Annotated in this window: 22 protein-coding genes and 1 tRNA gene; 20 read left to right on the top strand and 3 right to left on the bottom strand. The window is 67.1% G+C overall.

The window, feature by feature from the left end; translation table 11 throughout:
• The first annotated feature begins 12 nt into the window (after window positions 1–12).
• Entirely contained in the window at window positions 13–636 is a 624-nt protein-coding gene (locus ACQ260_RS02020; protein WP_432557727.1) for a hypothetical protein, read from the top strand.
• Here ACQ260_RS02020 and ACQ260_RS02015 read toward each other — a convergent pair.
• Window positions 633–1004 carry a DUF3054 domain-containing protein gene (locus ACQ260_RS02015; protein WP_432557726.1) on the bottom strand — a complete coding sequence of 124 codons (372 nt, stop codon included), beginning with the start codon at window positions 1002–1004 and terminating at the stop codon, window positions 633–635. The two genes, ACQ260_RS02020 and ACQ260_RS02015, sit on opposite strands and share 4 nt — an antisense overlap.
• A 140-nt stretch (window positions 1005–1144) precedes the next feature.
• Here ACQ260_RS02015 and ACQ260_RS02010 point away from each other — a divergent pair, with 140 nt between their 5' ends.
• The 15 genes from ACQ260_RS02010 (at window position 1145) to der (ending at window position 15886) form a co-directional block, all read left to right on the top strand.
• Window positions 1145–2458 (top strand): DUF2786 domain-containing protein, encoded by a 1314-nt coding sequence (locus ACQ260_RS02010; RefSeq protein WP_432557725.1) that lies wholly within the window; start codon window positions 1145–1147, stop codon window positions 2456–2458.
• Window positions 2459–2511: 53 nt separating this feature from the next.
• Window positions 2512–4011 carry a depupylase/deamidase Dop gene (gene dop, locus ACQ260_RS02005; RefSeq protein WP_432557724.1) on the top strand — a complete coding sequence of 500 codons (1500 nt, stop codon included), beginning with the start codon at window positions 2512–2514 and terminating at the stop codon, window positions 4009–4011.
• Window positions 4012–4208: 197 nt separating this feature from the next.
• Entirely contained in the window at window positions 4209–5558 is a 1350-nt protein-coding gene (locus tag ACQ260_RS02000) for an HNH endonuclease signature motif containing protein (RefSeq protein ID WP_432557723.1), read from the top strand.
• Between the two features lie 19 nt (window positions 5559–5577).
• Window positions 5578–6300: a Pr6Pr family membrane protein gene (locus tag ACQ260_RS01995; protein WP_432557722.1), complete on the top strand. Its 723-nt coding sequence runs from the start codon at window positions 5578–5580 to the stop codon at window positions 6298–6300.
• Window positions 6301–6342: 42 nt separating this feature from the next.
• The gene (locus tag ACQ260_RS01990) at window positions 6343–6525 is read left to right on the top strand and encodes a ubiquitin-like protein Pup (RefSeq protein ID WP_432557721.1); all 183 of its coding nucleotides are present in this window, start codon (window positions 6343–6345) and stop codon (window positions 6523–6525) included.
• Entirely contained in the window at window positions 6522–7352 is an 831-nt protein-coding gene (gene prcB / locus ACQ260_RS01985; RefSeq protein WP_432557720.1) for a proteasome subunit beta, read from the top strand. The genes ACQ260_RS01990 and prcB overlap by 4 nt, the downstream gene beginning before the upstream one ends.
• 31 nt (window positions 7353–7383) lie before the next feature.
• Window positions 7384–8097 (top strand): proteasome subunit alpha, encoded by a 714-nt coding sequence (gene prcA / locus ACQ260_RS01980; protein WP_432557719.1) that lies wholly within the window; start codon window positions 7384–7386, stop codon window positions 8095–8097.
• A gap of 11 nt (window positions 8098–8108) precedes the next feature.
• A complete protein-coding gene (locus ACQ260_RS01975; protein ID WP_432557718.1) occupies window positions 8109–9200 on the top strand; it encodes a prephenate dehydrogenase in 1092 nt (363 codons plus the stop codon).
• Window positions 9201–9222: 22 nt separating this feature from the next.
• Entirely contained in the window at window positions 9223–9969 is a 747-nt protein-coding gene (locus tag ACQ260_RS01970) for a hypothetical protein (RefSeq protein ID WP_432557717.1), read from the top strand.
• 52 nt (window positions 9970–10021) lie between these two features.
• Window positions 10022–11131 carry a LolA family protein gene (locus ACQ260_RS01965; protein WP_432557716.1) on the top strand — a complete coding sequence of 370 codons (1110 nt, stop codon included), beginning with the start codon at window positions 10022–10024 and terminating at the stop codon, window positions 11129–11131.
• Window positions 11128–12057, top strand: a complete 930-nt coding sequence (locus ACQ260_RS01960; protein ID WP_432557715.1) for an ABC transporter ATP-binding protein — start codon at window positions 11128–11130, stop codon at window positions 12055–12057. Before ACQ260_RS01965 ends, ACQ260_RS01960 begins: the two co-directional genes overlap by 4 nt.
• Complete coding sequence (locus tag ACQ260_RS01955; protein ID WP_432557714.1) at window positions 12044–12865, top strand: ABC transporter permease; 822 nt, start codon at window positions 12044–12046, stop codon at window positions 12863–12865. Before ACQ260_RS01960 ends, ACQ260_RS01955 begins: the two co-directional genes overlap by 14 nt.
• 139 nt (window positions 12866–13004) lie before the next feature.
• Window positions 13005–13673, top strand: a complete 669-nt coding sequence (gene cmk / locus ACQ260_RS01950; protein ID WP_432557713.1) for a (d)CMP kinase — start codon at window positions 13005–13007, stop codon at window positions 13671–13673.
• Window positions 13674–13696: 23 nt separating this feature from the next.
• Window positions 13697–14479 carry a lysophospholipid acyltransferase family protein gene (locus tag ACQ260_RS01945; protein WP_432557712.1) on the top strand — a complete coding sequence of 261 codons (783 nt, stop codon included), beginning with the start codon at window positions 13697–13699 and terminating at the stop codon, window positions 14477–14479.
• A 21-nt stretch (window positions 14480–14500) separates the two neighbouring features.
• Window positions 14501–15886: a ribosome biogenesis GTPase Der gene (gene der / locus ACQ260_RS01940; protein WP_432558347.1), complete on the top strand. Its 1386-nt coding sequence runs from the start codon at window positions 14501–14503 to the stop codon at window positions 15884–15886.
• Here the strand turns inward: der and ACQ260_RS01935 are convergent, their stop codons facing one another.
• Complete coding sequence (locus tag ACQ260_RS01935; RefSeq protein ID WP_432557711.1) at window positions 15887–16225, bottom strand: DMT family transporter; 339 nt, start codon at window positions 16223–16225, stop codon at window positions 15887–15889.
• A 37-nt stretch (window positions 16226–16262) separates the two neighbouring features.
• On the opposite strand from ACQ260_RS01935, the gene ACQ260_RS01930 reads away from it, so the two are divergent.
• On the top strand, window positions 16263–16610 hold the full coding sequence (locus ACQ260_RS01930) for a GntR family transcriptional regulator (protein WP_432557710.1): 348 nt from the start codon (window positions 16263–16265) through the stop codon (window positions 16608–16610).
• On the opposite strand, the gene ACQ260_RS01925 is transcribed toward ACQ260_RS01930, so the two are convergent.
• On the bottom strand, window positions 16607–18325 hold the full coding sequence (locus ACQ260_RS01925; protein ID WP_432557709.1) for a thiamine pyrophosphate-binding protein: 1719 nt from the start codon (window positions 18323–18325) through the stop codon (window positions 16607–16609). The two genes, ACQ260_RS01930 and ACQ260_RS01925, sit on opposite strands and share 4 nt — an antisense overlap.
• 200 nt (window positions 18326–18525) lie before the next feature.
• Here ACQ260_RS01925 and ACQ260_RS01920 point away from each other — a divergent pair.
• The 3 genes from ACQ260_RS01920 (at window position 18526) to ACQ260_RS01910 (ending at window position 23814) form a co-directional block, all read left to right on the top strand.
• Window positions 18526–18602, top strand: a tRNA-Pro gene (locus ACQ260_RS01920).
• Between the two features lie 436 nt (window positions 18603–19038).
• A complete protein-coding gene (locus ACQ260_RS01915; RefSeq protein WP_432557708.1) occupies window positions 19039–23016 on the top strand; it encodes a helix-turn-helix domain-containing protein in 3978 nt (1325 codons plus the stop codon).
• A gap of 366 nt (window positions 23017–23382) precedes the next feature.
• Complete coding sequence (locus ACQ260_RS01910) at window positions 23383–23814, top strand: helix-turn-helix domain-containing protein (RefSeq protein ID WP_432557707.1); 432 nt, start codon at window positions 23383–23385, stop codon at window positions 23812–23814.
• The last annotated feature ends 7 nt before the right edge of the window (window positions 23815–23821 follow it).

Below are 23821 nucleotides of genomic sequence, written 5' to 3'. Positions count from 1 at the left end.
GAGGAGAGAGACATGATCCAGACCGCCCACACCGCAGCCCACACGACGACCACCACATCGGTCCCCACTCGCCGCCCGTTCCCGACGCTCCTGCTGGCCGCCTCCGGTGCGGCCCTCTTCGGGTACATCGCCCTCCGCCCCTGGAGCGAGGGAGACACCCCGGCTGCTTGGTCCCAGATCCTGTGGCCGGTCTCGCACCTGCTGGCGGTCGCGGGCTTCGTTCTGTACGCCGCACTCGGCGGCTCCGTGGCGACACGCAAGGGGCGCGTCCTGGGCTGGCTGTCGGTCGGCCTGCTGGTTCCGTACTACGGGGCGGAGGCTTTCGGCCTCCATGTCCTCGGATCCCTCCGCGTGGAGCAGGCAGCCGCGATCGCCCAAGCTTTCCGCTACGGCCCGCTGCCCATGATCACCTTTGCCGGCGGTTGGATCGCGCTCGGCTGGTTGGCGGTGTTGGTCGCGCGGGCCGTGCGTACTCCCGATCGAATCGGACGCGCAGCCCTCGCCGTCCATTCGGTCGCCATGTGTGCCTGGCTGCCGGTGTTCTTCCTGCCGCCGGCCGGACGGGTCGCTCATGCGGTGATCGTGTTGATTGCGGCACTGGTCGCGGCCGCCCGGCTGTCAGGGAAGCACCGCTAGTCGGCCGGTTGGGGGATGGTGCGCCGGCGGATTTCGAGGTACGCGATCAGCCGCCACCCCATCACCAGCACGGACAACACCGAGAAGGCCATGGCAACGAACGAAGGTTGCGCGCCGGTGAAGGTGATGTGACGGAACGCGATGCCGAGGGCCAGAGTGCACACGAAGACCCCGAGCGCCGCAGGGAAGGTGAGCGTGGTCCGCCAGGATCGCGTGATGAGCCATCCGAGAACCAGCCCCACCAGGAACGGCCAAGCGGTCCCGAGGACTCCGGCAGCGTCGATGACCTGGTTGTGGCTGAGGCGACTGAGGGTAACAAACGTCAGGACAAGCCAGACGTCGACGAGAAACCCCAGGACCACCTTCATGCCGCCGAGAATAGTGGGGCTGTCCGAGTTGCTGGCCGATGTTGTCCGATCCAAAGCTGGTGTTGTCCGCTCCGGTCCGGACGTTCGATTTGTCGGTCCTAGCTGGGAGGTTGGTGAAGCCCCGACCTCAGGAGGACGCCATGGCCATCGACGACAACAGATTCGCTGCAAGCCCTTTCGGGGTTCCCGCCGACCCGTGGGAGGGCGACTGGTGGTTGCGCGACAGCGATCAGGAGCGGCCGGGACGGCCCGACGAGGTCTCCGACCGGGTTGCTCGGGCTGTGTTGGCGGCCGCCGAGAATCGCCGGCGACCACATCAACTCGACGGCGATGACCCGCTCTGGCGACAGACAGTGGCCGAGGTCCTGGAGAACCTCTTGGCCGGGACGCTGGCGCTGTTGTGGGGTCTGGGCTGGCAGCCGGACGACCTGCACCGGCTCGCGCGCAAACGGTCGAAGTGGGCGGGCCGGGTCATGCGGGACGCGATGCTGGGGGAGCTTGGCCAGTACGCGCGCGCTTTGGTGGATCAGCGGTTCTGGGATCAACTCGATGCCCTGGAAGCCGAACGCTGGTGGCCCGAGGACTCGGGGCACCTGCGGGCACGCACCGGACACCGCGACTGGGATCAGATCGTGATCGGCGCAGTGGAGGCGGCCGCCGTGCTGACCCACCTGCCGAAAATCGAACAACACTGGCCGCCGCCCGGCCAGGCCCAGCCACGTTCCGAGCGCGCTGGACCGGCTGTCGACGACCGCATCCTGGCTCGCGTCCGAGGCCTGCTCGCCAAAGCGGAATCCACGACGTTCGAGGCCGAGGCCGAGTCGTTCACCGCTGCGGCGCAGGCGCTGATGGCTCGGCACAGCATCGACATGGCGCTGTTGGCGGCGGCTGGTCAGCGCGCTCCCGGGGACGCCCCGCAGGCGTTGCGGATCGGTCTCGACGCTCCCTATGAGCAGGCCAAGGCCATGCTGCTCGGGGCCGTCGCGGACGCCAGTTCATGCCGAGTCGTCTGGGCGAAGGAATGGTCGTTCTGCACCGTCGTCGGGTTCCCCGCCGAGTTGGTGGCGGTGCAAAATCTGTTCACCTCGCTGTTGGTCCAGGCAACGTCGAGCCTGAGGCGGGAAGGCAGCCGCGTCCGTTGGGACGGGACCTCGCGTACGCGCTCGTTCCGGGTCTCCTTTCTCATGTCGTTCGCTCAGCGCATCAGCGAGCGGCTGCGTACCGCCACGGACGAAGAGACCGCCAAAGCCAGCGCGGAGGCGAAGGCTGCCGGGCGGGACCTCCTGCCGATCCTTGCGTCTCGACGGCAGGAGACCGAACAGGCATTCGCGGCGATGTTCCCGGCCACGACGGAGGTGGCCTCGGCGATGATCAGTGACGACGAGGGCTGGGCGGCGGGGCGCGCTGCCGCCGATCTGGCGCGGATCGCAGCAGGGGAGGAGCTCAAGCGCTGAGCCGTTCCCCCGACAAGGGCTCCGCGGATGCGTGCCATCGCTAGAGTCGCGGGATGAGCGTGTTCGGCATCGAAACGGAATACGGCATCACGGTCCATGGCGATGGCCCGGCTGCCGGGCTGCATCCGATGCACTGGAGCAACCTGCTGGTGCGCACGTATGCCGAACTCGCGGGCGCCACCCAGCGCTGGGACTACGACACCGAGAACCCCCTCGCGGACGCGCGCGGTTTCACGGTCCCCCGGGACATCGCCCATCCCAGCCAGCTCACCGACGACGACACGATGGCCAACCTCATCCTCACCAACGGGGCGCGGCTCTACGTCGACCATGCCCATCCCGAGTACTCGGGCCCCGAGGTCACCACCGCGCGCGATGCCGTGCTCTGGGACGCTGCCGGCGACCGGATCGTGCACGCTGCCGCCGAACGCGCAGGTGCTCGCCTCGGTCAGCAGATGCGGATCCACAAGAACAACACCGACGGCAAGGGTGCCTCGTACGGCACGCACGAGAACTATCTCCTCCAGCGTTCCACGCCTTTTCATCGCGTGGTGGTGCAGTTCACCGGCTTCCTGGTCTCTCGCCAGCCGCTCACCGGCGCCGGCCGAGTCGGGATCGGCCAGCACAGCGAGCAGCCCGGTTTCCAGATCACCCAGCGCGCGGACTTCTTCGAGGCCGAGGTCGGCTTGGAGACCACCCTCAACCGCCCGATCATCAACACCCGTGACGAACCGCACGCCGACAACCGCCTTCACCGGCGATTGCACGTCATCACCGGGGACGCCAACCGATCGGAGTTCGCCGGCTGGCTGAAGGTCGGGACCGCCGGGCTGGTCCTCGCGGCCATCGAGGCCAATCTGGTCGGTGACGGCGTACGGCTCGCCCGGCCGGTCGCCGCCATGCGGGCGGTCAGCCACGATCTGACCTGCAGCGCGCTCCTCGAGCTCGCCGACGGGCGGGAGATGACGGCGCTGGATCTCCAGGAGACGTACGCCGCAGCGGCCGCCAAGGTGGTCGACCAACAGCCCGAACGACTCCTGAATCTGAGCGAGGCCAAGGACCTCCTGGTCGCGTGGCAGGACACCATCGACGCCCTGCGCCGCGATCCGCGTGACTTGGGCGACCGGCTGGACTGGGTCGCCAAGTGGACGCTGATGGAGTCCTATCGGCAACGAGACGGGCTCACCTGGGACCATCCCAAGCTTGCGTTGATCGACCTGCAATACAGCGATGTGGATCCCGCGAAGAGTCTCTATTCCGCACTTGTCCGCAAGGGCCGGATGCGGCGACTCCTCACCGACGAGGACATCGATCAAGCCCGGCTCGAACCACCGACCGACACGCGGGCGTACTTCCGCGGCCGCTGCATGGCCCGCTATCCCCAGTCGGTGGTCGCTGCGGCCTGGGACTCGCTGATCGTGGAGGTACCCCAGCGCCGCACGTTGCTGCGGATTCCGATGCTCGACCCGTTGCGTGGGACCAAGGATCACGTCGGCGCGCAGCTCGATGCCCACGACGACATCGGTGGCCTCATCGTCGCGCTCGGCCTGTAGCGCGCATCTCGCCTGCGCCCGCTCGCTGCTCTCTGCTCGGAAGTGCCTCGCTGCGCAATTGCGCGTTGCGGAAAGTGTCGGTGGCTTCTGTTGGGGTTGAGGGACTGGTCCTCTTCCTCTTGGAGATCGTCATGTCGGATTTCGCTGTCCCTGCCTCTGCTTCTGACCATGCGTCGCCGGTGATCAATCTGGACCGTGTGCGCGCTGAAACGCTTGGCGAGAAACTGCAGGGCCTGACCGCTGCCCGGACCCAGCTCGATCACCAGTTCCTGACCGCCTTGGCTGAGTTCGACCGCACTCAAGGGTGGACTTGGTCCCACGGCATCACGTCCACCGCGCACTGGCTCTCCTTCGCCTGCTCCATCGCGCCGGGCACGGCTCGTGAGCATGTGCGGGTTGCTCGTGCGCTCGGGCATCTGCCGGAGACCAACCGGTTGATGGCTGATGGTCAGCTCACCTATTCCAAGGTCCGTGAGATCACCCGTTTGCTCGATGTCGACACCGCCTCGATCGACACCACGTCGACCGACACCACCTCGACCGACCCCGAACAGACGGAGAACGAAGCATCACTTCCGTTCGACGAGGTACGCCTGTGCGAGCTGGCGTTGGAGATGACGGCGTCGCAGCTTGCGCGCACGGTGCGGGCCTATCGGGGCGCGGCCGGTTCGCGCATCGCGGCCGAAGCTCGGCGGTCATTGACCATCAAGGAGCGTGAGGACGATCTGACAGAGTTCCGCGTTCTGTTGCCGGTGGATGAGGCCGCACTGGTCGAAGCCGCCCTGCGCACCGCGCAGTCGGCGGCGCAATCCGCCACTACATCCGAGTCCGAGTCGACGCCTGGGGTGCCGTTGGTGGATGCACTGCTCGATCTGGCGCGGGTGTATCTGGCCGGCGATGCCCGTGACCCGGAGGATGACCATCACCTGGTGACCGTGCTGGTCGATGCCGACACCCTGACCCACCCCGACTGCACCGCCCACGACGTTCCCGCGGGAACGTGTGAGATCCCGAATCGCGGTGGCATCGAGCCGACGACGGCGGCGCGTCTGGCGTGTGACTGCACGCTGCAGGGCGTGATCCGCGACAGCGATGGCGTCCCGCTGCATCTGGGCCGGGCCCGCCGGACCGTGAGCCGTGGCCAGCGCCGCGCCCTCATCGCCCGGGACAAGCATTGCCAGTTCCCCGGCTGCACCCATACCCGCTGGTTGAAGGCACACCACATCATCCATTGGGCCCTCGGCGGGCCCACCGATCTGCCGAACTTGATGTTGTTGTGCCAGCGCCACCACACCGCCGTCCACGACGGCGCGATTGCCATCACCGGCCATCCCGGGGCTTGGCGGTTCACGCTGCCGGACGGCACCGAACTCACCGCCACCAGCCACCTCGTGACGGACGAACAGCTGCTCCACGCGCTCGGGGACTGGGCCCACGACCAGGCCATCCGGCCCGACCATGACCGTGTGTTCCCGCCCGGTGCCGGTCACGGTTACAGCATCCACGAGTGCGTCGCCGCGCTATTCACCATCCACGCCGCCGCCTGAGGCGGAGTAACATCAAGACGTGGAGTCACAGGCCGGAGAAGCAGACCGGATCCTCCATCCGGACCGTGCCTGGATCCGCGCGCTGCGCTTGGTCGTGGGTGGGCTGGTGGCTGCTGCTTTGATCGCCAATACGTTCGACGCCGCCGCTGGCCGCGGCGAGGTGGATCTGCTGCAGCTCTATTCCTATTTCACGATCCAGTCGAACGTCATCTTCGCCGTCGTGCTCGTGATCGGTGCCCTGACCGTCCGATCTCGCCTGCCCCGCTGGTGGGACGGCCTGCGCGGTGCTTCGACCTTCTATCTCCTGATGACGGGACTGGTCTATGTGTTCGTCGTCGCGCCGCCCGAGGAGATCCTCATCTGGAATATCGGGTGGACCGGGATCATCGAGCACCGCTTCGCGCCGGTGGTGGCGCTGGTGGGCTGGGTGACGGTCCACATGGACCGTCGATCAACCTGGGCCCGCCCGTTCCTGTGGCTTATCTATCCGTTGATCTATCTCGGCTGGCTGCTGTTGCTGGGCGTGATCACCGCTTGGTACCCCTATTCCTTCGTCGACCCCACCCTCCCTGGCGGCTGGCCGGTCGTGCTCACCACCATCGGCATGGTCACCCTGTCGTTCATCATCATCGGGGTGCTGGTTCACCTCCTCGGCGTGCTCAGGGCCTGGGCATCCCGCCGCGGGCTCCGCGTACCAGCCCGCCCCGGACAGCAGGACGGGACTGTCGCAGAGAATGGCTAGGCTTGGACTCCACACACGCCAACGCTGGCGGAGGGAGCAGAGATGAGCGAGTCACGCCACGAACGGGCACGCCGGGCCGAAGAGGAACTCGAGGAACTAGAACCGGTCCGGGCCGAACAGACCGACCTGGACGATTTCGACTCGATCCTCGACGAGATCGACGGGGTCCTCGAATCCAACGCGGCCGAGTTCGTCCGGTCCTTCGTGCAGAAGGGCGGCGAGTGAGCCGCGGTGTGGGGCTGCCGGCCGCGTACCTGCGCGCGGGGTCCAGCTCTTTCACCGAGTTCCTGACCGAGGTCGCCCCCGAGTTGATGCCGGCGCATCGCGCGCCCGCCACGGATGCTGCACATCTTGCCCCCCACGGCACCACGATTGTCTCGGCGACCTATCCGGGCGGTGTGGTCATGGCCGGTGATCGCCGGGCCACGATGGGCAACATGATCGCCCAGCGCGATATCGAGAAGGTCTATGCCTCCGATGAATATTCGCTGGTCGGGATCGCTGGCGCCGCGGGTCTTGCTGTGGAGATGGTCCGCCTGTTCCGCGTGGAGCTCGAGCACTACGAGAAGATCGAGGGCGCCCCGCTGTCCCTGGACGGCAAGGCGAATCGCCTGGCGGCCATGATCCGCGGCAACCTCCCGATGGCCATGCAGGGCCTCGCCGTGCTGCCGCTGTTCGCCGGCTGGGACCTGGTGGCCGAGCAAGGCCGGATCTGGTCCTACGACGCCACCGGCGGCCGCTATGAGGAGACCGCCTTCCATGCGGTCGGCTCCGGCTCGATCTATGCGCGCGGATCGCTCAAGAAGCTCTATCGGCAGGACCTGACGGCCGAGGAATGCGCGACCGTCGTGATCCAGGCACTCTATGACGCGGCCGACGATGACTCCGCCACCGGTGGCCCGGATATGCAGCGGCGCATTTTCCCCGTCGTGATGACCGCTTCGCCGGAGGGGATCGACACGTTCGACGCCGATCGCATCGGCGTCATCGTGGACCGCATCATCGCCGCCCGGCAGGAACGGCCCGACGGTCCCGCTGCACCTCTGATCTGACCAAACCGACCCACCCAGGAGACCGTTCGTCATGAGCATGCCCGTCTATGTGGCACCCGAACAGCAGATGAAGGACCGCGCCGACTTCGCCCGCAAGGGCATCGCGCGCGGCCGTTCTGTGGTCGTGATGCGCTATGCCGACGGGATCTGCTTCGTCGCGGAAAACCGTTCGCAGGCCTTGCACAAGGTCTCCGAGATCTATGACCGGATCGGGTTCGCCGCCGTCGGGCGCTACAACGAGTTCGAAAACCTTCGGATCGCAGGGATCCGACACGCAGACATGCGCGGCTATTCCTATGACCGAGCGGATGTCACGGGTCGAGGGCTCGCGAACGCGTACGCCCAGCTGCTCGGCACCATCTTCTCGTCCGGCGCCGAGAAGCCCTACGAGGTCGAGATCATCGTCGCCGAGCTCGGGCAGACAGCGGCCACCGATCAGATCTACCGCCTGACCTACGACGGATCGGTCGGGGACGAGGAACACTTCGCGGTCATGGGCGGCAACGCCGATGAGATCGCCAAGCGCATCGCGCAGCACTACGCCGACGACGCGCCTCTGGCGGATGCCATCCGCAACGCCGTGGCCGGCCTCAGCGGGGAGGGTGAGCGGCTGAGCGTTGAGTCCTTGGAGGTCGCGGTCCTCGACCGGACTCGGACCCAGCCCCGCAAGTTCCGGCGGGTACGCGGGCCGCAGCTGGCTCAACTCCTCGGTGCGGTGGCCGCACCCGTCGAGGGCGGGGAGTGAACGCCGTCACGGTGAGCGGCCAGCCAGCCGGCGCCGACACAGCTGAATCCTCGCTCGGCCCGATCCTGATCATCGGCACGGGCCTGGTCGGTGCCTCCGTGGGCTGCGCCCTCACCGCCGCCGGCGAAGAGGTGCACCTCCGGGACAAGGTGCTGAGCCATGCCCGCGTCGCGGCCGGTCGCGGGGCCGGTCAAGTCGAGAGCATCGACCCCGAGGCCGTGGCACTCGTGGTGGTCGCTGTGCCGCCCCGTGCGCTCCCGGGAGTGCTTTCGGCTGCCCTGGACGAGTTCCCCAACGCCACCATCACCGATGTCGGGTCGATCAAACAAGGCGTGCTGACCGCGCTGGAGAGCGAGGGATTGGAACTGCGGCGGTACGTCGGCTCACACCCGATGGCCGGATCGCACCTCGCCGGCCCGGTCACCGCCACCCCTGATCTCTTCATCGATCGCAGTTGGGTCGTCACCCCGCACGCCACAGCCACGCCCGGGGCCGTGGACGCGGTGATCGCCCTGGGCAAGGCGTGCGGTGCCCGCACCCTGCTGATGGACCCCCATGAGCACGACCTCGCAGTCGCCGCCGTTTCCCATCTGCCCCACGCGGTGTCGGCCATGGTGGCGGCGGGCCTTGAGGGTCGTCCCGCGGACCACCTCGCTCTGGCGGGCCAAGGAGTACGCGACGTCACGCGGATCGCGGCCGGGGACCCCGTGCTCTGGGAACAGATCCTGGCGGGCAATTCCGCCGCAGTCGGTCGCGAGTTATCAGCGTTGGGAGAGCGGATCAGCGAGCTCGGCCGCCGACTCGAAATGCGTGGCGATGTGAAGGAGTTGTTGGAGGCAGGCCGTCGAGGCACTCAAGCGATTCCCGGCAAGCACGGCGGGCGCCCGATCGACTATGCCGTGGTCACCGTCGAGATCCCGGACACCCCGGGCTCGCTTGCACACCTGTTCGCTGATGCGGACGATGCCGGCGTCAACATCGAGGACATCTCGATCGAACACGACGAGGTGCGCCAGGTCGGTCGTCTGCTCATCGAGCTCATGCCGGACCGGGCCGAATCGTTCGCCGAGTTCATGCGCGGCCGCGGCTGGCGCGTGGTCTGAGCCGCCGGGCCGAAGGACTGACATGTTTGGCATCAACCTCCGTTTCGCAGCCGTGGCGCTGGGCGTGGGTGCGCTGCTGGGAGCCTGGATGGTCCAGCGCCCCTGGTCCGCGGCGCCCGAGCCCGCCCAAGTGGCCCCCGCGCCGATCCAGTCCGTCGCGCCTCCGGCGCTGATGGGTGACGGGCGGGTGGCGGCCGGTGGCCTCCCGACATCCGACCGGGCCACGATCGCGATCATCGGCACAGGATTCACTCCCGGTCTGAGCCTGCAGGTCGACGTCGACAACGGTGCGACCCATGTGGGCGGCAATACCGTGGCGGTCGCGCCCGATGGAACGTTCACCACGACGATCAAGCCGGTCGCGCCGTGGCAGGTGGGTGCCTATTTCGTTCAGGTGCAGCGGTATGGAACGGTGATGTCCCCACCGGGCACCGGTCAGCGGCTCTTCACGCTCGAGCGAGCGCTGCCGTCACCTCCGGCGCTGGATGGCAGCGCGCTCATCACGACCACCGCGCCCACCGAACGCAATGGGCCGATCACGATCACAGGGAGCGGGTTTCCGCCCGGCTTCGGCGTCCGGGTGTCGGTGAATGAGGACCTCAGCTCGGTGCTCCCCGTGGACCTGAACGTCTATCCGGACCACGCCGGGAATTTCACCCTGTCGGCCACCCCTGCCACGGGCTGGCAGTCGGACAAGGGCTATGGCGTGACGGCCAGGCTCGATGACAACCAGGCGGTGGAGGCTTCGTTCAAGACACCGCACTTCTGACGGCTCCGCGGCGGCTCCTGCCGGGCTTGGCGCGGGGACCTAGACTGACGCCATGGCTGTGACCTCGAGGCATCCGATGATCCGGTGGGCCGTGCCTGCCCTGGCCGTGGCCGCGATCGGCGCGGCGACGATCGCTCCCCAGGCGATCGCCGATCCGGCACTGCCGCCCAAGACGGCCGAACAACTGCTCGTCGAGTTGCAGAACCCGCAGGTCGACGCGTTCTCCGGAACCGTCGAAACCCGCAGCGACCTCGGTCTGCCGGCCCTCCCTGTCGGCGACGACTCCGACTTCGCGGCCCTCACGTCCGGCACGCACACCGTCCGTGTCTGGCATGCCGGCGACGACAAATCCAGGATCTCCGTTCTCGCTGATGGTTCCGAGTCGTCGGTCATCCGCAACGGCGATGACGTCTGGCAGTGGTCGAGCAAGGACCGCACGGTGAAGCACGCGGTGGTGCCCGACGAGCATGAGGCCAAGCATGCCCAGCGGCCGACGGGACCGACGACCCCGCGCACGCCGCAGGAAGCCGCCCAGCAGATCCTCGCCAACATCGAGCCGACCACCAGCGTCACCGTCTCCCAGACTTCCCGTGTGGCCGGTCGGTCTGCGTACGAACTCGTGCTCGACCCCAAGTCCACCGACACTCTCGTGGCGAAGGTGACAATCGCGATCGACGCCGAGACCCGCGCGCCACTGCGGGTCGAGGTCTGGTCGACGGGCGCGGACAAGCCGGCGCTCCAGGTGGGCTTCACCCAAGTCGATTTCAGCGCGCCCGATGATTCGGTGTTCGACTTCGCACCGCCGACAGGCGCCACGGTCGACCAGATCGACCCCAGCAACAAACCGCGGCACGAGGGCACGGAGAAGCCCGCCGAGCATCCGGAACCAACCGTCGTCGGCGACGGCTGGGACAAGGTGACGATCACCGCGATGCCCGAGATGCCCAAGAACGACGATCCCGCCGCTCATCGTCGCGCCGAGCACCGGGGTGCGCCGGCCGACTTGCAGCAGATGGTCGAGCAGCTGCCGACCGTGCAGGGTGCGTGGGGGACCGGCAAGGTGCTCACCAGCTCGCTGTTCACGGTCGTCATTACCGACGATGGCCGGATGGCAGTCGGCATGGTGCCCAGCGACGTCGTGGTCGCCGCGATCCCGCAGTGATCGCCGTTCGCACGTCCGGCCTGACCAAGGATTTCGGCAAGCAACGCGTGGTCGATGCTGTCGATCTCCACGTCCCGCAGGGTGCGGTCTATGGCTTCCTCGGGCCGAACGGCTCCGGCAAGACCACCACCATCCGCATGCTTCTCGGCCTGATCCGTCCGACCGCGGGGTCCGCGACCGTCCTCGATCAGCCCGTGGGCCACGGCGATGCCCGCGTCCTCGGCCGGGTGGGTGCCCTCGTCGAGGGTCCGGCGTTCCACCCCTATCTGTCCGGGCACGACAATCTCGTGCGCATCGACGCCGCGGACCTCAATGCGGACCCCGCGACCTGTCGCCGGCGTGTCGGGGCGGCGCTCGAACGGGTCGGGCTGAGCGCGGCGGCCCGGAAGCGCTACCGCGCGTACTCCCTCGGCATGCGCCAACGCCTCGGCATCGCGGCCGCACTGCTCCAACCCCGTGACCTGCTGATCCTCGATGAACCGACCAACGGCCTCGACCCCCAAGGGACGCGCGAGGTGCGCGCGCTGCTGTCCGACCTCAACGCCGACGGTGTCAGCATCCTGGTGTCGAGTCACCTGCTGAGCGAGGTCGAACAGATCTGTTCGCACGTGGGGATGATGCGGACGGGGGAGTTGGTGTCGCAGGGGCCGTTGGCGGAGGTACGCGGCAGTGCCCGCCCCCGCATCACCGTCCTGACCGGCGACCCCGCGGGCGCCGAGACCGTTCTCACCGACCACCACGTCCACGACGTCTCACCGACCGACGGCGGTGTCACCGGCTTCCTCGAGGACACCCACGCGCCGGAGACTCTGGTCGCGGCGCTTGTGCACGCCGGGGTCGGCGTACGCGGGTTCGAAGTCGCTCGGCCCAGCCTGGAAGATCTGTTCATCGCCCAGACGGGGGAGGGCTTCGATGTCAGCGGCTAGGGCTGTGCGGCTGCTGGGCTCCGAGTTGCGGCTGATGGCCACTCGGCGCCGCAACCAGGTCGGTCTCGCGGTGCTCGCCGCGATCCCGATCATGATGGCGGTCGCCGTCCGCCTGTCGAGGCCCGGCGGTCCGCACGGGCCGGATTTCATCGGTGAGATCACCGAGAACGGCTTCTTCGTGGCCGTCAGCGCCCTGAGCGTGATGATCACCCTGTTCCTGCCCCTCGCGATCGCGGCCCTGTGCGGGGATGCGATCGCGGGAGAGGCCAACCAGGGCACGTTGCGTTATCTGCTGACCGTCCCGGTCCACCGGACGCGATTGATCGTGACGAAGTACGCGGGCCTGGTCGTCGGTGCCTTCCTCGCCCCGCTCACGGTCGCCGTCGCGGGGCTGCTGATCGGGTTGCTGCTGTTCGGCCTCAAACCTGTGCGGCTCCTGTCCGGTGTGGAGATCCCGATTGCCGACGGACTGGGACGTCTGCTGCTGATCGTCGGCTATCTGGGGGTGTGCCTCGCCGCACTGGCGGCCGTGGGGTTGTTCATCTCCACCCTCACCGAACAACCGATCGCCGCCACTCTCGCGACCGCGGGCGTCGTGATGATCTCCTGGATCCTCGACACGATCCCGCAGTTGGAATGGCTGCACCCCTGGCTGTTCGTGCACCACTGGATGGCCGGCACCGACCTGCTTCGCGATCCGATGTTCTTCGACAACATCCAGCGGGGACTGCTGCTGGCGGCGGCGTACACGGTGGTGTTCGGTTCCGCCGCCTGGGCCCGATTCGCGACCAAGGACATCACCAGCTGAACCCCGGCTGACCTCCACGTGACGTCCGGGAAACGCGCGGGGGAGCGCGCTGGAACACCTATCCGTACTAGCGTTGAACGTTGCGTGACATATCGTCACGGGCCCGTCTGCGGGCCGTTTCGCTGGTGAGGAGATGCATATGGTGACCGACGTGGAGAAGCCGTTGATCGTGGCGATCGACGGCCCGAGTGGATCGGGCAAGTCGAGCACCGCTCGTGGCGTGGCCGAGCGGCTGGGTCTGGCCTATCTGGACACGGGAGCGATGTATCGCGCAGCCGCCTGGCTCGTGGCCGAGCGCGACCTGACGGAGCCCGCCGACATCGTGGACGCGATCCGCGCCGCGGACCTGGAGATCAGCCTCGACCCGACCTCGTTCACCATCGCGATCGACGGCAACGATGTGACCGAGGCCATCCGCGAACCCCGCATCTCCGCCACCGTGTCGCGGGTCGCGACCATCCAGGCGGTCCGCGACATCCTGATCGCCCTGCAGCGCGCGCTCATCGCCGGCGCCCCGCACGGCATCGTCGCCGAGGGCCGGGACATCACGACCGTCGTTGCACCGGAGGCGCCCATCCGCGTGCTGCTCGTCGCCGACCCCGCCGCCCGCATCGCCCGCCGAGCTGCGGAATTGGGGGAGAAGGCCGACCAGGCGCAGGTCACCGACCAGGTCATCCGCCGTGATGCCGATGACTCGACCGTGGCCGCCTTCACCGAGGCGGCTCCGGGCGTGACCGTAGTTGATTCGACCCACCTCAGCCTGCCTGAGGTGATCGACCGGATCTGCGCGCTGGCGCAGGCCACCTGATCCACTGACCGACAGGAGTGCTTGTGAGTGATCGTCTCGACCTGGCTGTGCCCGTCCCGCTGCCTGGCGCCAGCGCTTCGCCGGTGGCCAACCCCACTCACCTGCCGGTCCTGTCCCCGGACCTGCCCGCCAACCGGATCGGCGTGCTCCGCTCGGTCCGCGGCACGGCGGCCTGGCTGTTCCGACGCCAGTGGCGGATCCGTCTGCACGGTCTGGAGCACCTGCCGACGAACGGCCCGGCGATCCTGGCCGCGAACCACATCGGTGTCCTCGACGGTCCGTTGCTGGTGACGATGACCCCGCGCGCCACGTTCGCGCTGGCGAAGTCGGACCTGTTCGAGGGACGCGTGGGTCGGCTCCTCCAGGCAGCCGGCCAGATCCCGGTGCATCAGCGGGAGATCGACACGCGCGCGCTGCGGCGGGCGGTGAAGGTGCTCCATGAGGGCCACTTCCTGGGGATCTTCCCCGAAGGCGGGCGGGACATCGGAGACATGGCGCGCATCCGCGGAGGTGCGGCGTACCTCGCGATGGTCACCGGCGCGCCCATCATTCCCGTGGCGCTGCTCGGCACGCGGGAGCCCGGTCAGTCGATCAAGGACGTGCCGCGGCGGGGTGCGGAGATGCATATCGTGTACGGTGAACCGATTGCCATCGACCGGACCCCCTGGCCCCGGCGTCAGCAGGTGGTCACGGCGCGCACGGAGGAAGTACGCCGCCAGTTGGCTGCCCACGTCGCGCGGGCGGAGGTCCTGACCGGGATGGCACTCCCGGGCGTACCCGCGTCGAAGGTCGCCGCTGCTGCGTGAGCGGACCGCCCGGACGCATGGATTGAGAGGGCGGACATGACCGATTTCGGAACCGACGAGGCCGTCGAGGACGACGAGCGCGCCACCATCAAACCGGTCGTGGCCGTCGTCGGGCGGCCCAACGTTGGCAAGTCCACGCTCGTCAACCGCATCATCCGCCGGCAGGCCGCGGTCGTGCAGGACGTGCCGGGCGTGACCCGCGACCGGGTCTCCTATGACGCCAACTGGAACGGCCGCGAGTTCGTGCTCGTGGACACTGGCGGCTGGGTCTCCGACGCCCAGGGCCTCGCCGCACAGATCGCGGAACAGGCCGAGCTGGCGATCGAGGCCGCCGATGCGGTGTTGTTCGTGGTGGACGCCACGGTCGGCACCGTCGACGAGGACGAAGCCGTGGTCCGCATCCTGCGGAAGTCCAGGAAGCCGGTTGTGCTCGCGGCCAACAAGGTCGACGACCAGCGCACCGAGGCCGAGGCGGCCGCGATGTGGAATCTCGGTCTCGGGCAGCCGTGGGCGGTCTCCGCCTTGCACGGGCGGGGCACCGGTGATCTGCTCGATGCCGTCCTCGAGGCCCTCCCGGAAGCCCCGAAGGAGTCCTTCGACGTGGAGCTCGGTGGCCCGCACCGGGTCGCACTTGTCGGCAAGCCCAACGTCGGCAAGTCGTCCCTGCTCAACAAGCTCGCCGGGCAGCAGCGCTCCGTGGTGGACAACGTCGCCGGCACCACCGTCGACCCGGTGGATGAACTCGTCGAGGTCGACGGCAAGGTCTATCGCTTCATCGACACGGCCGGGATTCGGCGGCGGGTGAAGGAGGCGTCGGGGCATGAGTACTATGCGTCGCTCCGCACGCACCGCGCCATCGAACGCGCCGAGTGCTGTGTCGTGCTCATCGAGGCCTCCGAGCCGGTGACCGAGCAGGACCTCCGCATCCTGTCGATGGTCGAGGACGCCGGCCGAGCGCTCGTCGTCGCCTTCAACAAGTGGGACCTCACCGACGAGGAGCGCCGGTACTATCTCGACCGCGAGATCGAGCGCGAGCTCTATGGCTTCGCGTGGGCCGCGAAGGTCAATATCTCGGCCCAGACCGGTCGCGGCGTCCACCGGCTGGGACCTGCGATCGAGCAGGCGCTGGAGGGCTGGGAAACCCGCGTACCCACCGGAAAACTCAACGCCTTCCTCGGCCGCCTCGTCGCCTCCCACCCGCACCCGGTGCGCGGGGGCAAGCAGCCGCGGATCCTGTTCGGCACACAGGCCCAGAACCGTCCGCCGACGTTCGTGCTGTTCACCTCCGGCAAGCTCGACGACGGCTATTTGCGGTTCGTCGAACGTCGCCTGCGGGAGGAGTTCGACTTCACCGGCACGCCGGTGCACGTCGAGATGCGGGCGCGGGAGAAGCGCAAGAACCGCTGATCAGGGCTGCGCCGCGCCCTGGCGTCCCCCGAGCTCGATCAGCACCACGCCGGCAATGATCAGCGCAATGCCCAGAATCGCCGGCATGGTGAGCCGTTCCCCGAACACGAACCAACCGGCGATCGCGATCCCTGCCGTGCCGAGCCCTGACCACAGCGCGTACGCCGGACCCACCCCGATCGTCCGCAGGGCGAGCGCCAGCAGCGCGAAGGCGGAGGCATAGCCGATCACCACGATCAGCCACTGCCACCAGTGTCCCTGGCGCGTCGCACCGCGCAGGGAAAGGGTCGCGATGACCTCGACGAGGATGGCGCCGGCCAGGGGAACATATCCACTCACGGCACTCACTATGCCGGGGCGCTGGGAGAATGCCCGCATGCTGCACATCGAGGGACCGATCGGCACGTCGGAGGAACTGCGTGCGTTCGTGGTGACGCGGATCGAGTCGGGCGCGTGGGTGCCGGGGGAGCGCCTGCCGAGCGTACGCCGGCTCGCCGACCAGCTGGGCCTCGCGCCCAACACCGTCGCCAAGGCCTATCGGGAACTCGAGGCTGGCGGCTGGGTGCACACGGCCGGTCGCCGGGGCACCATGATCGCCGAGCGCTTCGACGGGAACGCCGAGGCGCGGGGGCTAGAACTGGCGCTCGACTATCTGAAGGCGATGCGTGGGCTGGGTTTCGACACCGACGACGCCGTGCTCTTCCTCCACCGGGCCGGCGGCTAGGGCACTTCGGCCGGGGGCACGAGATCGGCCGGACGCGGACGCAGGGCCGTCACGTCGATCTCGAGGATCGAGGGGCCGCCCTTCTTCAACGCCTTCTTCAGCGCCTTGTCGAAGTCCTCTGCACTCGCGACGTGACGGTGCTTGAGCCCGAACGACTCCGCGAGCCGTTCGAAGTCGGGGGTGTGCAGATCGACGGCACGCTGGGGACGATGGGCCGCGGTCTGCATGTTGCGGAGCACCCCGTAGCCGCCGTCGTTGAAGAGCACCACCACGACGTCGGGACGCTCGGCCGCGAGCACGGCGAGTTCGCCCAGGTGCACCGCCAGGCCACCGTCGCCGATCATCGCCAGCACCGGCTGATCCGGTCGGCCCACGGCTGCCCCGATCGCCATGGCGAGGCCCTGGCCGATGCCGCCACCCGCGGCGTACAGATTGTCGGTCGGATCGAACACCGCCAGCAATCGATTGCCCCACGAGCTGCCCGGGATCGAGACGTCGCGCACGATCGGCGACCGGCGGGGGAGACGCTTGCGGAGGGAGTCGCAGATCTGGGCGTACGCGCCGATGTCCTTGCGGTGGGACTTGCGGGCGGCAGCTGCGGCCTGCGCCACGCGCGCCCCCCAGTCGTCATCCGTCCCGGGAATCTCTGCCTCGCCGAGCGCCTCCAGCAGCGCAGGGACCACCACCCGGGCGTCCGCGTGCAGTCCGACGCTGACCGGATAGTTGCGTCCCAGGGCGTCGGGATCGACATCGATCTGGACATGCGTGGCGGGCAGCGGCAACTCGAAGTTGCGGGTCTCGTTGCCACGCAGGTGGCTGCCGATCGTGAGCAGGCAATCAGCGTCCGCGAGCAGGTCGGCGAGGGCCTCGTCGGCGGCGAAGTTGCCAATGCAGAGCGGATGGTCCTCGGGGATGGAACCGCGGCCGTTTGCGCCGGTGAGTACGCCGGCTCCCCAGGCCTCGGCCAGCGCGACGAGGGTCGGCCCGACGCGCCGCGCTCCGCCCCCGGCCCAGATCAGCGGGCGCCGCGCCTCTTGCAGAACGGCCGCGGCTCGCTCCAGATCTCGCCGGGCTCCGGCGCGTGGCTGCGGATCGCGCTCATCGATCTTGTTCTGGGCTTCGGGATCGGCGGTGTATTGCAGGTCGATGGGCCAGTCCACGCTCACGGGACCGGTCGGCGCGGTGCGCAACAACCGAAGTGCGTCGGTAAGGACCGCGCGGGGCTGGCGCGCCGTCTCGATCCGCATCGCATGGGAGGAGACCGACTGGAGCATCGCGAGCTGACGGGGCACCTCGTGGTAGGCGCCCTTTCCCTCGCCGATGAGCTCCGCGTTGATGTTGCCGGTCACGTGCAGCACCGGGCTCTGGGCCGTGAGTGCCTCGAGCATCGCGCCGGCCGCGTTGCCGGCGCCCGTCCCGGTCGACGTGATCGCGACACCGATGCCACCGGTGGCCCGGGCGTACCCGTCCGCCGCGTTGATCGCCGCCGCCTCGTGACGGACCGGAACGAAGCGCAGCTCACGGTCGACCGCCTCGACCAGGGGGAGGTTGTGAATGCTGATGACCCCGAACGCCACCTCCACGCCTGCCGCGCGCATGACCTCGACGAGAATGTCGCCGCCGGTGACTGCGTCGGGGGTGAGAGCCGACACGGGCACCTCGTGTGCCTCCGTCGTGATCGCGTGCTCGTCGGGGCTCGTGGGGGAATCGGTCATCGTGGACTCCTTCGGCTCGGTGTGTCCACGCTAGTCGAACCGTGTCATCAACAGTCGATATGTCGGTACTGGAAGGGGACCGGTTTCGACCCGGAAAGGCAAAGGTCCGACCGGCCGCGAAGGATTTTGAGCAACCGGGCCGCCTTCGTGTAAGGTTCATCCGGTTGACCCCGCAAGGGGGCGACGCACAACACCAATAACGGGCTGTAGCGCAGCTTGGTAGCGCACTTGACTGGGGGTCAAGGGGTCGCAGGTTCAAATCCTGTCAGCCCGACCATTGTGATGTCGCAGGACATTGGAATAGCTCGAACCTATGTTTTGTAGGTTCGAGCTATTTTTTGTGTAGGTGGTCGGTGAACTGGAGGGTTTGCGGGAACCGTTCGACCTCGCCCTGGGTCTGGGGGTGGTTCGGGTGCCCGTTCTTTCCGGGTGATCGGAGTTCGGTTTCGAGGTGGGTCCGTCCCCGGCCCGGCCGCGGCCGGCCAGCCGGACGGTGTAGACCATGCCGTTTTCGGTCAACGTGCCCGCCGGGTCGCCGTATCGGGTGGCGGTGGTGACAGAGGTGGTGCGCATCAACCGACGCCGCCAGCACGTCCTCCCACCACGACGGGTCAATTGCCTCGCTCACCGTATCCACGTCCAGTCCTCTGTTTCCCGACACCAAGCTCGTCGCCATCAAGTGCACAAAGTCTACATGCATGTAAGCTGTTGGTGTGAATGATGCTGCTCCTGAGTTTCTGAACGTGCGCGAGACAGCCAGGCGACTGGCCGTGCACGAGAACACCGTGCGGTCGTATGCCAAGCGAGGATTGCTCCCGGATGCGCGGGTGCCGGGGACGTCGTTCTACAGGTTCCGTGCGAGCGACGTGGAGCGACTCAAAGCACAACGGGGCGCGCCGGCCGTGAGCCTTGCTGCCGAACGACGAATCGCCAGTCCCGAATATGCGACTGCGAGCCAGCTCGCGCTGTGGCCCGAGACCAACGCTCGCGAAGCTCAGGATCGGCTTCCGGAGTTGGTGCGTAGGCTGTTGTTCGAGACCCCCGGGGCTGGCCAGATCTCAATTCGGACAGGCGATGGGGTTGCCCTGGCCGGCAAGGACGGGGTGGCGACCCTCGAGGGCCGGACGCACTTGCTGCCGGCAGGGCAGATCTGGTTCGAGTTCGGCACCGACAGGGACTCTAAGCGCAAAGCCACCAAGGACTACGACGGACGAAAGGGCGAGGCATCGCAAGATGTCACCTTCGTCTTCGTAACAGTTCGTCGATGGCAGGGCAAGGACTCGTGGGCCGCCGAGCGACGAGCCGAGAAACTCTTCAAGGATGTCTTCGTCCTCGATGCGGATGACCTCGAAGCTTGGCTGCAGGTTGCGCCCGCCGCACACCTGTGGATCTCGGAAATGCTTGGTCTTCGCCCCGGGGACGCGCTGACTCTGGAGACATGGTGGGACCGTTTCTCCGCTGCTACCGAACCAGCTCTTCCGCTGAATCTCTTCGTCGCCGGGCGAGCTAAGGAGGCGCAGCGACTGCGTTCCCTGCTTAGTGACGAACCGAGGGTTACGTCGATCCAAGCGGAGTGGGTCGACGACGCCTTGGGGTTCTTGCACGCGTGCCTCACGCCAGAGGACGATAAGTCGAGTGAGCCTGGCACGGTCACAATCGTCCGGTCAACAGGCGTCTGGGATCGAGTAGTGGCTCTCCCAGGGCCTGGAATTTTGGTGCCCGACTTCGACAATGCAGACGTAGCCCGCGCCCTCGCTAGCGGTAGGCATGTCGTCTCTATCGTCGATAGCGGCTCTGCCATGCGCCGTAGTTTCGACATCCGCCTGCCGAGGGTTGGCCGGAACGAGGCGGCCGAGGCATTCAGAGCAGGTGACGCAGAATGGCGCCAAGCCGATCGCCTCGCGGTACTTGCTCGTCGGAGCATGCCCGCATTGGCCCGGCGGCTTTCGCGCTCCCCTCGCGTACAGCAGCCAACGTGGTCTCAGCCGCCGCTGGCCGCCACGCTCGCCGCACTGATGCTGGCCAGTCGGTGGACCGATCGACCCGAGGATCTGCGAGTCCTGAGTGAACTGGCCGCCGTCCCCTCAGTCGACCTACAGCGCGCTATCGCCGACGCCAGCCGCGGACCCGATCCGGCGATCCGGAGCGTGCGAAACGTCTTTGTATTCACCTCCCTGGAGGAGGCGTTCCTCGAGTTTGGCAACCTAGTGTCATCAGAACTGGCGTCGCGATGGGCAGAGATCGCAACCAGCGTTCTCCTAGACCCAAATCCATATGAAGGCCTCAGTTCGCACGAGCGGATCGCCGCCCAATTGATGGGGCAGCGCAGAACCTACTCGCCTGCCCTGAGGCACGGTATCGCCGAGAGCCTCGCCCTGGCGGGAGCGATCGAGTCAGGGCCCGGTGACACCAATCTCGCATCCTCAGTGGCCGAACGAGTCGTGCGCGCCATGCTGCGTCAGGTCACTACCGGCTCCGAGGGTCACACTTGGGGCGCAATCGCCGACGTGCTCCCACTTCTTGCCGAGGCCGCTCCAGACGCCTTCCTTTCGGCACTGGAAGATGACCTTGCAACCAGAAACCCAACCGTAGGCCGCATGTTCCAGGCCAGTGACGATCCGCTGGCACTGGGGCCGTCGGGTCAACAGCATCACCTGTTGTGGGCCTTGGAAGTGCTCTGCTGGTCGCCCGACCACCTCGTTCGCGCAACTCAGATTCTGACCGAACTCTGCCGCTACGAACTGCCGAAGAACTCGGGCAACAATCCACTCGCAAGCATGTCGACCGTCCTTTGCGGATGGATTCGGAACACTGGCGCAGATCTTGCGACCCGACTCCAAGCGCTCGATGCCTGCCGGATCGTGAGTGAGACGACAGGCTGGGCTTTACTCAAGGCCCTGTGGCCCGACAGCAATGCCTGGGTCTCGCCACCCAACGAGCCGCGCTATCAACTCTGGAAGCCCCCCAGCGACCGGATGCTGAACAGCGAATGGTTCGCTTTCGCGACGAGCCTGGTCGACCGAGCAATCGAATGGGCCAAGGCAGATCGCACCGCCCTCCCATGGCTTGTGGAAGCGCTGTCCACGGTCGGCCAGGACGAAGCGAATCGGATCATCGAGTTTCTCGACGACGAGGCATCGCGCGGCGACTTGGATGAGGACATTCGACTGGCCCTGTTCGAAAAGGTCCGAGAGACCGCAGCGCGGCACGAGCGTTTCCAAGACGCGGACTGGGCACTGCCAGCGGAGCGACTTGCCCGCTTACACGAACTGGCCGAATTGCTCCAACCTGCTGATGACCTCCGCCGGTTCGCGTATCTCTTCAATTGGCACCCGGACCTGTCGGGTGCAGACCGGAACGACTACGAGCACTACCGGACAGCGCTGGAAGCCAAACGGCGCGAAGCACTTGACGTTCTGTTTGCCCGCCCCGACGCGTGGGAACAGCTCGGCGCAGTAGCGGTCCGTGCTGAGGCTCCAACACAGGTCGGCTGGACTCTGTCAACCTACGAGCCGATTGATGCTCTCGACACCATGCTGGACTGGCTGGCATCGGATAACACAGCGCTTCAGGAAGCCGCGACAGCGTGGGTCCGTAGCCGTCTCATCGTCGATGGACCAACGGATCTCAGGCGAGCACTCGAACGGGGCGACGTGGAGAGCGAGGCCATGAAAAAGTTCGTGCTCAACGTCCCGACTGATAGCCGGCTCTGGGAGGTTCTCCGCGAGTTCCCAGTTGTTGAAGATCTCTTCTGGTCCGAGGCGCCGTTCGAGTTCGTTCCCCATGAAGATCTCACCAAAGCCATCGAGTTGCTCCTTGGGCGAGCCCGAGCTTGGTCGGCGATTGCGATCGCGAGCCACGGCATCTTCAACCCGACGGCAGACCAGAAGAGGCATCTCCCAAGCACAACGCTAGTCCTATCCGTCTTGCGCGCAGCGATTACCCAGGACCCAGGGCGGGCGGGAATGTCACAGATGACCGGCCACTATGTCGGGACATTGCTGGATTACCTAGCCGCAGCCGACGTGCCGGTTGCCGACCTCGCATCTCTGGAATTCGGCTATTTCAGGCTCCTCCAGCACGACCGCGAACCACGCGCCCTTAACCAGGCTCTCGCCTCGGACCCTGCCCTGTTCGTTGATCTCGTTCAACGCACGTTCCGGGGTGCAAACGAGCCTCACCGTCAGAGCAAGAGTGCGGATCCGCTAACTGAGCACGCCTGGTGGGTCCTTCGCGGTTGGCACGGCTTCCCGGGACGACAGGAGGACGGCACACTTGATCAAGCTGCGATGCAGGAGTGGACTAAGCAGGCTCGTTTGCAACTATCCGACCTTGACCGAGCGGACATCGGTGACGAACTGATTGGCCAAACCTTTGCTCACGCACCGGTCGACGCTGACGGAATCTGGCCGCCCGCCCCAGTTCGAGATCTCATCGAGTCAATCGGGAGTCGCGACCTAGAGAACGGTGCAATCACCGGCCGACTGAACAGCCGCGGTGTCACCTGGCGTGGTGTCCACGACGGCGGCAGCCAGGAGCGAACGCTGGCTGAGCAGTACAAGCAATGGAGTCTGGCGGTCCAGGCGCATTGGCCCCGAACTGCGCGCATCCTGCGCGCCCTTGCAGAGTCCTACGAACGCGATGCCGTCCGCGAGGACGAACGGGCCCAACTGAACCAAGATCTGGACTGAAACCGCCGGCAGCCGTGGCGATGAGCGCTGCGGCCGTCACGACGTCATCCTCGCTGTACTGGCCGAGTTACGCCGTCAGGAGCTGGCCTGAAGCGGTACTTCCTAATAGGGCTTCTTGCGCCGCCGCCCACCAGATGCTCACCCGAACGATCCGCCACAACCCACCACCAACCCGCTACACTCAGACCAAGCGAACCGCCCGGTTCCCTGTAACAGAAGGGCACCCGCGAATTCCCGAGACAACCGGCGGAGACCGGAAATCGACCGGATCCTCCAAGGGATCGCAGGTTCAAATCCTGTCAGCCCGACAATTAAATTGCCTTGTCAGAAGGTGAATGGGGGGCAAGTGGTCTGGAGCCCACATTGTTGACGATTCCTCCGACGGGCCCCGTCCCGGACGGACCTCTCCTCATCGGCGACGTCGCGGAGCTGACCGGGCTGAGCCTGCGGTCCATCCGGCACTACGAGGAGTTGGGCCTGGTCAAGGCCGACAGTCGCACCGCCGGGGGGTTCCGAGTGTTCGGCGCCGAAGCCGTCGAACGCCTGCGTCTCGTCATGATGCTGCGCGTGATGGACCTGTCCCTGGACGAGATCCTGCCCATCGTCGACGTCTGCCGCGCTGCGGAAACCGGCGCGGAGCCACCCGAGGGTTCGGGTTCTCTCGAGGACGCTCACGCGACGGTGAAGAAGAGGCTGCGAGCCCTCGAGGAGCGCGTGAGTCTCGCCAGAAGCCTCACCAGGCGGTTGCGGACGGCGACCAAGGTCCCGGGTTCTTCCCCGACCACCGACGCAGGCTGAGGCCGCG

This window comes from Ammonicoccus luteus, assembly GCF_050880385.1.
Taxonomy (GTDB): domain Bacteria; phylum Actinomycetota; class Actinomycetes; order Propionibacteriales; family Propionibacteriaceae; genus Enemella.
The sequence above is the reverse complement of the archived record's forward strand: the minus strand, read 5'-3'. Positions and strand labels throughout refer to the sequence as shown.